Source organism: Rhodococcus pseudokoreensis, from assembly GCF_017068395.1.
In the GTDB taxonomy this organism is placed as follows: domain Bacteria; phylum Actinomycetota; class Actinomycetes; order Mycobacteriales; family Mycobacteriaceae; genus Rhodococcus_F; species Rhodococcus_F pseudokoreensis.
On record NZ_CP070619.1, the window covers coordinates 7,548,271 to 7,560,102 of the forward strand.

11 protein-coding genes are annotated in these 11,832 nt (G+C 68.2%); 6 read left to right on the forward strand and 5 right to left on the reverse strand.

Features of this window, described 5'->3' with window-relative positions; translation table 11 throughout:
- Positions 1–14: 14 nt before the first annotated feature.
- The 6 genes from ndk to proB all read left to right on the forward strand — a co-directional run bounded on the left by ndk (position 15) and on the right by proB (position 7,788).
- On the forward strand, positions 15–434 hold the full coding sequence (gene ndk, locus JWS13_RS39650; protein WP_206010701.1) for a nucleoside-diphosphate kinase: 420 nt from the start codon (positions 15–17) through the stop codon (positions 432–434).
- Between the two features lie 458 nt (positions 435–892).
- Positions 893–4,249, forward strand: a complete 3,357-nt coding sequence (locus JWS13_RS39655; protein WP_206010702.1) for a translation initiation factor IF-2 N-terminal domain-containing protein — start codon at positions 893–895, stop codon at positions 4,247–4,249.
- 206 nt (positions 4,250–4,455) lie between these two features.
- Positions 4,456–4,767 carry a 50S ribosomal protein L21 gene (rplU, locus tag JWS13_RS39660; protein WP_005248081.1) on the forward strand — a complete coding sequence of 104 codons (312 nt, stop codon included), beginning with the start codon at positions 4,456–4,458 and terminating at the stop codon, positions 4,765–4,767.
- 42 nt (positions 4,768–4,809) lie between these two features.
- On the forward strand, positions 4,810–5,073 hold the full coding sequence (rpmA, locus tag JWS13_RS39665) for a 50S ribosomal protein L27 (protein ID WP_012688267.1): 264 nt from the start codon (positions 4,810–4,812) through the stop codon (positions 5,071–5,073).
- 157 nt (positions 5,074–5,230) lie between these two features.
- Complete coding sequence (obgE, locus tag JWS13_RS39670) at positions 5,231–6,691, forward strand: GTPase ObgE (RefSeq protein ID WP_124391207.1); 1,461 nt, start codon at positions 5,231–5,233, stop codon at positions 6,689–6,691.
- Positions 6,688–7,788: a glutamate 5-kinase gene (gene proB, locus JWS13_RS39675; protein ID WP_206010703.1), complete on the forward strand. Its 1,101-nt coding sequence runs from the start codon at positions 6,688–6,690 to the stop codon at positions 7,786–7,788. Before obgE ends, proB begins: the two co-directional genes overlap by 4 nt.
- A 3-nt stretch (positions 7,789–7,791) precedes the next feature.
- Here the strand turns inward: proB and JWS13_RS39680 are convergent, their stop codons facing one another.
- Genes JWS13_RS39680 through ectA form a run of 5 tightly spaced genes read right to left on the reverse strand, consistent with a single transcriptional unit; the run spans position 7,792 to position 11,804 of the window.
- Positions 7,792–8,619 (reverse strand): NAD-dependent protein deacetylase, encoded by an 828-nt coding sequence (locus JWS13_RS39680; RefSeq protein WP_206010704.1) that lies wholly within the window; start codon positions 8,617–8,619, stop codon positions 7,792–7,794.
- Positions 8,620–8,640: 21 nt separating this feature from the next.
- Positions 8,641–9,576, reverse strand: a complete 936-nt coding sequence (locus JWS13_RS39685) for a D-isomer specific 2-hydroxyacid dehydrogenase family protein (protein ID WP_206010705.1) — start codon at positions 9,574–9,576, stop codon at positions 8,641–8,643.
- A gap of 9 nt (positions 9,577–9,585) precedes the next feature.
- Positions 9,586–9,984 carry an ectoine synthase gene (locus JWS13_RS39690; RefSeq protein WP_005248060.1) on the reverse strand — a complete coding sequence of 133 codons (399 nt, stop codon included), beginning with the start codon at positions 9,982–9,984 and terminating at the stop codon, positions 9,586–9,588.
- Between the two features lie 17 nt (positions 9,985–10,001).
- Entirely contained in the window at positions 10,002–11,264 is a 1,263-nt protein-coding gene (gene ectB / locus JWS13_RS39695; protein ID WP_124391212.1) for a diaminobutyrate--2-oxoglutarate transaminase, read from the reverse strand.
- A 27-nt stretch (positions 11,265–11,291) separates the two neighbouring features.
- Positions 11,292–11,804 (reverse strand): diaminobutyrate acetyltransferase, encoded by a 513-nt coding sequence (ectA, locus tag JWS13_RS39700; protein ID WP_206010706.1) that lies wholly within the window; start codon positions 11,802–11,804, stop codon positions 11,292–11,294.
- Between the last annotated feature and the right edge of the window lie 28 nt (positions 11,805–11,832).

Below are 11,832 nucleotides of genomic sequence, written 5' to 3' on the forward strand. Positions count from 1 at the left end.
TTAGGCTGTGCGCCGTGACTGAGCGCACCCTTGTCCTGATCAAGCCCGATGCCGTTGCCCGCGGATATGTAGGAGAAATCCTCGGTCGTGTCGAGCGGAAGGGTCTGACGATCTCCGCGCTCGAGCTGCGCACCGCTCCCGGCGACATCGCCGCGGCCCACTATGCCGAGCACGAAGGCCGCCCGTTCTACCCCGGCCTGCTGGAATTCATCACGGGTGGCCCGCTCGTCGCGGCCGTCCTCGAAGGCCCCCGGGCAATTGCGGCGTTCCGTCAGCTCGCCGGCGGCACCGACCCGGTCGAGAAGGCCGTTCCGGGCACGATTCGCGGTGACTTCGGGCTCGAAGCCCAGGAGAACCTCGTCCACGGCTCCGACTCGGTCGAGTCCGCCGAGCGCGAGATCGCCCTCTGGTTCCCCCAGCTCGCCGCCAACTGACCCACCCTCTCCACCCACCCCTCGATCCACCGACCTGCCCTCCGGGCCGGCGGCGCCATCGTGAACGGAACCTGTTCCAGAACGATACGTGCGCCGCTGGCACGGACCGCGGCACACGTGTGGGATACTGAGGGTGGTCGGACCGCAATTTGTGCACCACGTGGCTTCGACCGGATGACACCACGGCTCGATGCCCTTCATCGCTGCCCCTGCGTCAACAGGAAATACCTGGGCGTATCGGCACGCTGGATGATCAGGCGCTCGCACCGCGGACCACGGCCATCCGCAAGGCACTACATGGGTGTGCAGTGAAAACGGACACTGCACGCGCTGTGTGGAGCGAGACCAGACAATCTCGCGCTCACATCTGGGGCGCGAGTACACATACTGCGCCCTCGCGTGGCCGCGTGACACTCCCAGACAGGGGAGTGGACGCGCCCGGGGGCTGAGGAGACTACGTGGCCGATCAAGCGCCGCCCACAAATTCAGAGCCGAACGATACGGCCACCGCCGGGAGCGCGGTTCCCGCTCTTCCGGAGAAGATTCGCGTTCACGCCCTCGCGAAGTTGCTGGGCGTCACGAGCAAGCAGGTTCTCGCCGAGGCCGCGGCCCTCGGATTGGAACTGCGCAGTGCGCAGTCGAGCCTGCAACGCGACATCGCCGAGCGGGTATACGCCGGATTCACCGCTGCGGAGACCGCTCCTGCCGAGGCGCCCGCCGAGGTCGCACCGGAAGCTCCCGCCGAGCAGACTGCGGTACCGGAGGCTCCCGCCGAGGAAGCTCCCGTCGAGCAGACCGCGGTACCGGAGGCTCCCGCCGAGGAAGCCCCCGTCGAGCAGACTGCGGCACCGGAGGCCCCTGCCGAGGAAGCCCCGGTCCAGGAAAGCCCGGAAGCCGTCGCCGAGGAGGCCGTGGTTTCCGAACCCGACCTCGGGCACGACCTGTTCACCACCGCCGCTTACCAGGCAGAGGCGCCCGCTGCCGAGGAGCCCGCCGAGACGCCCGCCGTTTCCCAGGTCCCGCTGTTCCTGCAGCCCGACCTCGCGGCGGTCGAGACTCCGCCGCGTCGCCGGCGCAGTCGCCGGGACGCCGGAACGCCGGCACCCACCACCGAGCAGCCGCCCGTCGCGGAGGCGCGCGAGGACGTCGCCGAGCCCGCGAAGGCCACCGACACCGGCACCGCCGACACCGAATCGGACGAGTCCGACGTCGACGGCGATCAGCCGCGCCGACGCCGTCGCGGCCGTCGTGGCCGTGGTCGCGGACGGGGCGAACAGCCGAACGAGCAGGACACCGATACCGACACCGAGGGTGCCGAGGCCGAGGAGTCCGCGCGCGAGGGCCGCGAGGACACGGGCACCGAGAAGGGCGCGGAGACCCCGAGCCGGGAGCCCGAGGAGAAGCCGAAGAAGGAGTCCGAGGAGAAGCCCGCGGACGCCGAGCAGGCGGAAGCGGAATCCGGGGACGAAGAGACCGGTGAGGGTGACTCCGACGGTTCGAGCCGTCGTCGCCGCCGTCGTCGTCGTCGCAAGTCCGGTGGCGAGGGGTCGGGAGACGCCACGTCCGAGGACGATCCGCCGAACACCGTCGTCCACGAGCGTGAGCCCCGCAACAAGAGCCGCTCGAAGGACGAGGTCCAGGGCATCACCGGTTCGACGCGGCTCGAGGCGAAGCGTCAGCGTCGCCGCGACGGCCGCGATGCCGGTCGCCGCCGTCCGCCGATCCTCACGGAATCGGAGTTCCTGGCACGCCGCGAGGCCGTCGACCGCGTCATGGTCGTGCGCGACCGTCTCGCCACCGGGCAACCGCACGCGACGACGCAGGTCGCCGTGCTCGAGGACGGTGTCCTCGTCGAACACTTCGTGACCACGTCGGCGTCGGCCTCGATGGTCGGCAACGTGTACCTCGGACGCGTCCAGAACGTGCTGCCCAGCATGGAAGCGGCGTTCATCGACATCGGCCGCGGCCGCAACGGCGTGCTGTACGCGGGTGAGGTCAACTGGGAGGCCGCCGGCCTCGGTGGCAACTCCCGCAAGATCGAGCAGGCGCTCAAGCCCGGCGACCAGGTGCTGGTCCAGGTCAGCAAGGACCCGGTCGGGCACAAGGGTGCGCGGTTGACCACGCAGATCAGCCTCGCGGGCCGGTTCCTCGTCTACGTGCCCGGCGGCACGTCCACCGGGATCAGCCGCAAACTGCCCGACACGGAACGCAAGCGCCTCAAGGACATCCTGCGCGACATCGTGCCCTCGGACGCCGGAGTCATCATCCGGACCGCGTCTGAGGGTGTGAGCGAAGAGGAACTCGCCCGCGACGTGACGCGCCTGCAGGAGCAGTGGGCCGGGATCGAGGCGCAGGCCGCGAAGGCGGAATCCGGCAAGTCCGGCAACCCGCAGGCCCTCTACGAGGAGCCCGACCTTCTCGTGAAGGTCATCCGCGACCTGTTCAACGAGGACTTCTCCAAGCTCGTGATCGAGGGCGAGAAGGCGTGGTCGACGGTCGAGTCGTACATCAAGTCCGTCGCGCCCGACCTCATGCCGCGGCTCGCGCAGCACACGTCGGACAACGGTGTCGACGTCTTCGAGGCGCACCGCATCGACGAGCAGTTGGCGAAGGCACTCGACCGCAAGGTCTGGTTGCCGTCCGGCGGCACGCTCGTGATCGACCGGACCGAGGCCATGACCGTGGTCGATGTCAACACCGGCAAGTTCACCGGTGCCGGCGGAAACCTCGAGGAGACCGTCACCCGGAACAACCTCGAGGCTGCCGAGGAGATCGTCCGGCAGATGCGTCTGCGGGACATCGGCGGCATGATCGTCGTCGACTTCATCGACATGGTGCTCGAGTCGAACCGCGACCTGGTGCTGCGACGCCTGACCGAGGCCCTGGGCCGCGATCGCACCCGCCACCAGGTGTCCGAGGTCACGTCGCTCGGGCTCGTGCAGATGACCCGGAAGAAGCTGGGCACCGGCCTCGTCGAGGCGTTCTCCACGACGTGTGAGCACTGCCACGGCCGCGGCATCATCGTCCACGCCGAGCCGATCGAGGTGAAGACGTCCGAGGACACCGGTACACGCGGGTCTTCCCGCGGCGGCGACTCCGGCGGCTCCCGCAAGAAGCGGGGACGCGACAAGTCGTCCGGCGGGGACACCCCGCAGGCTCCCGCGCACGAGGAGACCCCGACGGTGGACGCCACCGTGAAGCGGGCTCACCCGGTCGCGCTCGCGATGGCACACCACCATCACGAGGAGGAGGCTGCGCACAAGGCGGAGACTCCGGCCTCGGACAAGGCAGACCTGCCCGGGATCGAGGAGGCCGTGGCCGAGGCGCCCGCAGCGGTGGCAGCGGAAGCCGTCGTGGCGCCCGAGGCCGAGGTGGCCGTCGTCGAAGAGGCTGTCGTCGAGGAAGCCGTGGAAGCTGCGGTCGAGGCGCCTGCTGTCGAAGCGGCACCGGCCGAAGCGGCTCCGGTCGCCGAGACCCCGGAACCCGTCGTGGAGCGCGCACCCGAGCCCACCCCGGAACCCGAACCCGCACCGGAGCCGGTGGCCCCGACGCGGCGCAGGAGTCGCCGGGTGTCGAGAGCAGCGGCAGCGCCGGTGTCCGAAACCCCCAGCGCCGGGACCGTGTTCGTGATTCCGACGCCGGAGCCCGGCGCGGAGCACACACCGGAACCGGAGCCGGCCATGTCGGCTTCGACCGTGAGCGGACCGGCGGCGTCCTCGCCGGACGGCGCGGATCCGCAGGCAGCGCCGCGCAAGCCGCGTCGTCGCCGGGCCGCGGCACGTCCGGCAGGCCCGCCGGTCGACGCCGACCACTGATCAGGGAACGCGGGAAGGCAATCGACGCCGGTTTGTACGGAACGGTTGCCTTCCTGTAACCTTGACCAGTCGCTACTCGGCGATGAAGGTCAGCTGTGCCCTCACCTGTGAAGGCTGCGCGATCTCGACCGAGCTAGCCGTCACACCAGACCAGTCGCGCACACTGTGGCGCGAGCAAGTTCGAAGAAGCAAGGGGTAGCCCTCCGATGGCAACGTACGCGATCGTCAAGACCGGCGGAAAGCAGTACAAGGTCGCTGTTGGTGACCTCGTCAAGGTCGAGAAGATCGAGGGTGAGCCCGGCACTGCTGTCTCGCTTGCTCCCGTTCTCGTCGTCGACGGATCCGACCTGACGACCGACGCCGACAAGCTGGCCAAGATCTCGGTCACGGGTGAGGTCGTCGAGCACACCAAGGGCCCGAAGATCCGGATCCACAAGTTCAAGAACAAGACCGGCTACCACAAGCGTCAGGGCCACAGGCAGAAGCTGACGGTCCTCAAGGTCACCGGCATCAAGTAACTAGAGCTTCAGAGCTGATTTCACCCGAGGAGGGTCAAGAACATGGCACATAAGAAGGGTGCATCCAGCTCCCGTAACGGTCGCGATTCAAATGCTCAGCGACTCGGCGTGAAGCGTTTCGGCGGCCAGTCCGTCAGCGCCGGCGAGATCCTGGTGCGTCAGCGCGGAACCCACTTCCACCCCGGCGTCAACGTCGGTCGTGGCGGCGACGACACGCTCTTCGCTCTCTCCGCCGGTGCCGTCGAGTTCGGCACCAAGCGTGGACGCAAGACCGTGAACATCGTTCCGGCGGCGGCAGAGGTCTAGTCCTGCCGCGAGTATGCATCGTCCCGTGAGGGACGTTTCAAGCTCCCAATAGGGGCGGACCTGGGTCGAGATACCCGGTCCGCCCCTATTGTTTGTTTCAGAGTTGTTTGCTTCAGAGTGAGATCAACACAATTGACTGAGGAAGGATCCGGCAGTCATGTCCCGATTCATTGACCGCGTCGTGCTGCACGTCAGCGCCGGAAAAGGCGGCAATGGCTGCGCCTCCGTACACCGGGAGAAGTTCAAGCCGCTCGGCGGCCCGGACGGCGGCAACGGTGGGCGTGGCGGTGACGTCGTGCTCGAGGTGGACGGCAACGTCCACACCCTCCTCGACTTCCATTTCCACCCCCACGCGAAGGCCACCAACGGCAAGCAGGGGATGGGAAGCAACCGCGACGGCGCCCAGGGCGACGACCTGATCCTGAAGGTCCCCGACGGCACCGTCGTCCTCGACAAGGACGGCCGGATCCTCGCCGACCTCATCGGTGTCGGCACTCGCTTCGAGGCTGCCCAGGGCGGCCGCGGCGGGCTCGGTAACGCAGCCCTCTCCTCGAAGGCGCGCAAGGCGCCGGGCTTCGCCCTCCTCGGTGAGGAGGGCGTCGAGCGGGAACTGGTCCTCGAACTGAAGTCCGTGGCCGATGTCGGTCTGGTCGGATTTCCGTCGGCGGGCAAGTCCTCGCTCGTGTCCGTGCTGTCGGCGGCGAAGCCGAAGATCGCCGACTACCCGTTCACGACGCTCGTGCCGAACCTCGGCGTCGTGTCGAGCGGCGACACCACGTTCACCGTGGCCGACGTGCCCGGGCTGATCCCCGGCGCGAGCGACGGCCGCGGACTGGGACTGGACTTCCTGCGTCACCTCGAGCGGTGCGCCGTGCTGGCCCACGTCGTCGACTGCGCGACGCTGGACCCGGGCCGCGACCCGATCTCCGATATCGATGCACTCGAGGCGGAACTCGCCGCGTACAAGGGCGCGCTGTCCGGCGACACCGGCCTCGGTGACCTCGCGGACCGCCCCCGCATCGTGATCCTGAACAAGGCGGACGTTCCGGAGGCGGCCGAGCTTGCCGAGATGGTGACCCCCGACCTCGAGGCCCGCGGATGGCCGATCTTCACGATCTCGGCTGTCAGCCGAGAGGGGTTGCGCCCGTTGACGTTCGCGCTGGCGAAGCTGGTCGCGGACTACCGTGAGGCGCACCCGAAGGCCGAGCCGAAGCGTCAGGTGATCCGCCCGGTGATCGCCAACGAGAACAGCTTCAGCGTCATCGCCGATCCCGAGATCCCCGGTGGGTTCATCGTCCGCGGCACGCGGCCGGAGCGCTGGGTGCGGCAGACGCAGTTCGACAACGACGAGGCCGTGGGCTACCTCGCGGACCGTCTCGCGCGGCTCGGTGTGGAAACCGAACTCGTCAAGCAGGGTGCGGAGCCCGGCGCGTCCGTCACGATCGGCAACGTGAGCTTCGACTGGGAACCGCAGACCCCCGCCGGTGTCGATCTCACCCGCACCGGCCGCGGCACCGACCCGCGTCTGGATCAGGTGGAGCGCATCGGCGCGACCGAACGCAAGCATGCATCCAGGGTCCGTCGCGGTCTCGAAGGCCTCGACCCCGAAGACCAGTGAGCGCCACCCGGCGCACGGTAGCGTCGGCGGGCAGCATCGTCGTGAAGATCGGATCGTCGGCGCTGACCAGTCTGGTCGGCGGGCTCGACGTCGGTCGGCTCGACGCGCTGGCCGACGCGATCGAGGCACGGATGCGTGCCGGTTCCGACGTGGTGGTCGTGTCGTCCGGCGCGGTGGGCGCGGGTCTGGCCCCGTTGGGGCTGACCAAGCGGCCGCGGGACCTGGCGACGAAGCAGGCCGCCGCGAGCGTCGGCCAACTCGCGCTGGCCCACGCCTGGGGCACCTCGTTCGCCCGGTACGGGCGCACGGTGGGGCAGGTGCTGCTCACCGCGGACGACATCGCCCGCCGCGCGCAGCACCGCAACGCGCAGCGCACCCTCGACCGTCTGCGGGCCCTGCACGCGGTCGCGATCGTCAACGAGAACGACACCGTCGCTACGGCTGAGCTGCGATTCGGTGACAACGACCGGCTCGCGGCACTCGTCGCGCACCTGGTCGGCGCCGATGCACTCGTCCTGTTGTCGGATGTCGACGGGCTGTACGACGGCGATCCCCGTAAGGGGAATGCGACGCTGATCCCCGAGGTGAACAGCCCCGAGGATCTCGACGGGGTGGTCGCGGGGTCGGGCGGCGCCCTCGGCACCGGCGGGATGGCGTCCAAGCTGTCCGCAGCCCGCCTCGCGGCCGATGCCGGTGTTCCGGTGCTGCTCGCCGCCGCCTCGGACGCCGGGGCGGCGCTGCGGGACGCCAGTGTGGGGACCGCGTTCGCGGCCCGGCCGTCCCGGTTGTCGGCGCGCAAGTTCTGGGTGCGGCACGCCGCCGACGAGCAGGGGATTCTGCACATCGACGAGGGTGCGGTCCGGGCCGTCGTCACCCGGCGCCGGTCGCTGCTGCCCGCGGGCATCACGGCGGTGTCGGGACGGTTCTACGGCGGCGACGTCGTGTCACTCCTCGGCCCGGAGGAACGTCCCGTGGCCAGGGGAGTGGTGGCGTACGACTCGGCCGAGATCAACGACATCCTCGGCAAGTCGACCCAGGAACTGCCTGCCGAGATGCAGCGGCCCGTGGTCCACGCCGACGACCTGGTACCGCTCTAGAGGTCAGGCGGGCAGCGCGGACGACGCGTCGAGCAGCGCGGTGAGGGCTTCCGAGCAGCCGGCGTGCACGGTGAGGGTGGCGAACTCGTCGCCGCGCGTCGCCCCGCGGTTGACGATCGCGATGGGGATTCCGCGTTTGGCGGCGTGCCGGACGAACCGCAGTCCCGACATGACGGTGAGGGACGAACCGGCCACCAGCAGTGCCTCGGCCTCGTCGACCACGTCGTAGGCGGCCGCGACCCGCGGTTTCGGGACGGACTCGCCGAAGTACACGATGTCGGGTTTGAGCATGCCTCCGCACGCCTCGCAGTCGACCATCCGGAAATGCTCGGTGCTGGTGACGACCGCGTCGGCGTCCGGTGCGATCTCCACTCCCTGTGCGGCGGCGACGGTTTCGGCGAAACCCGGGTTGGCGCGCTCGAGCCGGTCGGCGAGCGTCGCCCGGGAGATCAGTGCGTTGCACGTCAGGCAGCGGACCTGGGCGTACGTGCCGTGCAGGTCGATCACCCGGCGACTGCCGGCCTTGGTGTGCAGGAGGTCGACGTTCTGGGTGACGACCGCGCACGCGACCCCGGCCCGTTCGAGCCCGGCGAGGGCGCGGTGGCCGGTGTTGGGGCGGGCGGCGTCCATGTGCCGCCAGCCGAGGTGGTTCCGTGCCCAGTAGTGGCGGCGGAAATCGGGGTCACCGGTGAACTGCTGATACGTCATGGGATTGCGCGGGGGTGAATCCGGGCCGCGGTAATCGGGGATCCCGGAATCCGTCGAGATGCCGGCGCCGGTGATCACACACAGGCGCCGGCCCCCGAGTACGTCGATCAGTGGGGCGAACACGCACTCCAGAATAGCGCCGGTTCAGTACCCGACGACGGGATCGATCAGAGCGGTGAGATTCTCACCTGCGACGAAGCGGGTGACGTTCAGCGCCACGTGCTCGGCGAACGCCGGGGGACGGACCGCAGGCGGGTTGGAATCGTGCGGGGTGATGATCACGTTCGGCAGGTTCCACAGCGGGTGGCCGTCTGGGAGGGGTTCGGGATCGGTGACGTCGAGTCCTGCTCCGCCGATCGTGTTGTCCCGCAGCGCTTTCACCAAGGCGTTGGTGTGGACGAGTGAGCCGCGCGCGACGTTGATCACCCACGCGGTCGGCTTCATCTGCGCGAATTCCGCCGCCCCGACCAGGTGATGGGTGGCGTCGGTGGCGGGCGCCCCGATCACGAAGTGGTCCGCACGGGCCCACACCTCGCCCAGCCGGGTGGTGGGGAGCGTCTCGATCGCGCCGGGCACCGGGCTTCCGGAACGATTCACCGCGATCACGTCGGCGCCGACACCCGCGAGCATCGGGATCAGTGCCCGGCCGATACCGCCGGCCCCCACGATCGCGACCGTGGTGCCGCGCAGGGTGCCGACCTTCGAGAAGAACTCCTGCTGGCGCCAGGTCTTCGCCTCGAGGTGCTCGGGCAGCGCCCGCACCCCGGCCAGCAGCAGTGTCAGCGCGTGCTCGGCGACGGTCGCGGCGAACGCGCCGGCCGCCGACGTCCACAGCACGGTGGAGTCGGGTCTGATCACCTTCGCGGCGAACCACTCCTCGACACCCGCGGAGTTCAACTGCACCCAGCGGATGTTCTCGGGAAGCGGGTCCGGGAACCCGATCGGACCCGTGGTCCAGACCAGGGCGTCCGCGGACTCGAGGGGTGCCACACGGGCACCGCCCCGGCGCACCGCATCCTCGAGGAGCGGGTCCGGGGCGGGTCCGATGGCTATAGCTGGAACAGCAGCGTCGTCGGCCATGGGTCGAACTTACGCGGGAACCTCGATCAAGGGGTAGACACCGTTCTCGTCGTGGACCTCACGGCCGGTGACGGGCGGGTTGAACACGCACAGCATGCGCATTTCCGTGTCGGGCTCGACACGGTGACGCTCGTGACCGTTGAGCAGGTACATCGAACCGGGGCCGAGTTCGTAGACCTTGTCGTTGTCGAGGTCGATCAACTTGCCGGTTCCCTCGACGAGCCAGACAGCCTCGACGTGGTTGGCGTAGTGGAACTCGTTGACCGAACCGGCTTTGATGGTGGTCTCGTGGAACGAGAAGCCCACTTTGTCGCCGCCGAGGATGATGCGCTTGCTGCGCCAGTTGCCGTCCTCGCTGGTGATGTCGCGCTCGGTGTCGGTGATTTCTGCGGTGGTGCGAACGATCATGTGTGTCAGTCCTCTCTCTAGCTGCAGACCTTGCCGGTGGCGTCGGCGAGAATGGCCAGGCCGTGGTTCAGTTCCTCGTCGGTGATGGTGAGCGCCGGCAGGAGCTTGACCACCTCGTCGGACGGTCCGGACGTCTCCGCGAGCAGTCCCTCGTCGAAGGCGAGCTTGCAGACCTTGCCCGCGTGCTCCGGCTCCTCGAACACGAGGCCCTGGACGAGGCCGCGGCCGCGGGTCGAGACGGAACCCTCGAACTGGTTCGCCAGCTCGGTGAACGCCTGGTGGATCTTCTCGCCCTTGGCCAGCGTCGACTTGTGCAGGGTGTCGTCGGACCAGTAGTGCTCCAGGGCGACCTTCGACGTGACGAACGACGGGTTGTTGCCACGGAACGTGCCGTTGTGCTCGCCCGGGCCCCACACGTCCAGCTCACGCTTGAACAGGGTCAGCGCCATCGGGAGGCCGTACCCGCCGATGGACTTCGACAGGCAGACGATGTCCGGGGTGATGCCGGCGATCTCGAAGGAGAAGAACGGCCCGGTGCGTCCACAGCCCATCTGGACGTCGTCGACGATCAGCAGGATGTCGCGCTCGGCGCACAGGTCCGCGAGGGCGCGCAGCCACTCGGGGCGGGCGACGTTGACGCCGCCCTCACCCTGCACCGTCTCGACGATCACGGCGGCGGGACGGTTCAGGCCACTGCCCGAATCGTCGAGCACCCGGGAGAACCAGTGGAAGTCCTCGGTGACGCCGTCGAAGTAGTTGTCGAACGGCATCGGGGTGGCGTGCACCAACGGGATTCCGGCGCCGGCACGTTTCATCGAGTTACCGGTGACCGACAGGGCGCCGAGCGTCATGCCGTGGAAGGCGTTGGTGAAGTTGATGATCGACGAACGACCCGTCACCTTGCGTGCCAGTTTCAGGGCGGCCTCGACCGTGTTGGTGCCGGTGGGTCCGGGGAACTGGACCTTGTAGTCGAGACCTCGCGGTTTCAAGATCTTGTCCTGGAAGGTCTCGAGCAGGTCGCGTTTGGCCACGGTCGACATGTCGAGACCGTGCGTGATGCCGTCACCGACGATGTAGTCGACGAGCGCCGACTTCAGGACCGGGTTGTTGTGGCCGTAGTTCAGCGAACCGGCGCCGGCGAAGAAGTCGAGGTAGTCGCGGCCGTTCTCGTCGCGGATCCACGATCCGGACGCCGACTCGAAGACGGCGGGCCAGCCGCGGCTGTAGCTGCGAACCTCGGACTCGAGGCTCTCGAAAATGTTCGTATCGAAATTAGTCATGTTATTGCATTCCTCCGGGGCATGCTCTTAGCCGATGGTGTACAGATCTTCGGCTTCGTGTCCATCGGGAAAATCGTTGGGGGCGAACAGTTCCTGCTTGTTGATCGCCGTATCTCGGCGACGCGCCAATGCTGTGAACAGCGCGATCGAAGCCTCGTTGTCGGGGCTGATCGTCGTTTCGAGATGGGTAATCCCTTCGGGTGCAAGCCGATCGAGCAGTGCGCTCAGCAAGCGACCTGCAATTCCCTTGCCGCGCTGGTCGGCGTCTACGGCAACCTGCCAGACGAACAGCGTCGCAGGGGATTCTGGGCGGATGAAGCCCGATACGAATCCCACGACGCGCTCGTCGACGACTGCGACGACCGACGATCGGCTGAAATCTCTACACCACAACAGGTATGCGTAGCTCGAATTGAGATCGAGCACTTCCGTGTTCCTGGCGATCTCCCAGAGCCGGACTCCGTCAGTGATCTCTGGACTTCTGAACAACACCGCGTCCGGCGCGGTGGTCGGGATGGCACTCTTCTGAACAGGCGTCATTGGAAATTCGAACCTAACAACCATCCCC

What these genes read in the sequence shown, in the direction of transcription:
- JWS13_RS39685 (WP_206010705.1), bottom strand. Translation starts at nt 9,576, where the DNA reads ATGGCCGACGACGCTGCTGTTCCAGCTATAGCCATCGGACCCGCCCCG.
- JWS13_RS39690 (WP_005248060.1), bottom strand. Translation starts at nt 9,984, where the DNA reads ATGATCGTTCGCACCACCGCAGAAATCACCGACACCGAGCGCGACATC.
- rpmA (WP_012688267.1), top strand. Translation starts at nt 4,810, where the DNA reads ATGGCACATAAGAAGGGTGCATCCAGCTCCCGTAACGGTCGCGATTCA.
- rplU (WP_005248081.1), top strand. Translation starts at nt 4,456, where the DNA reads ATGGCAACGTACGCGATCGTCAAGACCGGCGGAAAGCAGTACAAGGTC.
- ectA (WP_206010706.1), bottom strand. Translation starts at nt 11,804, where the DNA reads ATGACGCCTGTTCAGAAGAGTGCCATCCCGACCACCGCGCCGGACGCG.
- ectB (WP_124391212.1), bottom strand. Translation starts at nt 11,264, where the DNA reads ATGACTAATTTCGATACGAACATTTTCGAGAGCCTCGAGTCCGAGGTT.
- obgE (WP_124391207.1), top strand. Translation starts at nt 5,231, where the DNA reads ATGTCCCGATTCATTGACCGCGTCGTGCTGCACGTCAGCGCCGGAAAA.